The organism is Neisseria sp. P0021.S006, from assembly GCF_051956895.1.
On sequence record NZ_JBQCWZ010000648.1, the window covers coordinates 1 to 763 of the forward strand.

Annotated in this window: 1 protein-coding gene; it reads right to left on the reverse strand. The window is 48.6% G+C overall.

The genetic code is table 11. The features are described 5' to 3' along the window. Positions 1–763, reverse strand: a 763-nt coding sequence (locus tag ACTHUM_RS16245) for a VENN motif pre-toxin domain-containing protein (RefSeq protein WP_440403456.1), incomplete at both ends; no start/stop codon positions are given.

The following is a 763-nucleotide window of genomic DNA, read 5'->3' on the forward strand; positions in this document are numbered from 1 at the left end:
GCGTCATTTTTGTTTGGGAAAGAAATATAATTATTCTCCACCGCACTATTCGCATTCAGGCTGCCTTGCACTCCATCTGTTGCACTGTTGCCCACTGCCGCACCCGTTGCCGTACTCAATAAGTTTGTAATCGCTGTTACAGTTTCTTTCTCTTCCACCGTTAAGTCGCTTCCTTTTTCTTTGCCGTATAACCATTTGCTGATGTAAGGCGCAGCTGCTTCCGCTCCACCTGCACTCAATGCTCCTGCTAGGGCGTTATTGTCCCCTGCTGCTGCAACCGCTGCTCCTAATACCGCGTGAGCAAGAACGTGAGCGGTTTCTTGACTGGCGGTTAGTTTGCCATTCGCGTTTTGACCGGCTAAATCTTTAAAGTGCTGTCCAATCGCATACGATACGGCCGGCGATGCGGTAGCCGCAGCGATGCCTGCTCCGCTTTGGGTCGGCGCAGCTAAGCCTGAGGCTAACATGTTGAGAATGACTTTGCCTTGTTGCCAATTATCTGCTTTTGCTGCCGCATCTTGAGCTTCATGAGCTTTGCGTTTGGCAGTTTCCATATCGCCATTGGCTAATGCCTCGGCTGCTGCTGTTTCGGCTGCTTCTTTGTCTACTTTGAGTTTGTCTAAATGTTGGTTAATCTCGGTATTGGCTTGTTGGACATTTTTACTAAAATCTTGGCTGACGGTTCTTTGTAAATCCAGTTCACTTTGCACTCTATCTTTGTCAAATACGTTTTTCAGGCTGCCCGAATGTCGTTCGGCGGTGT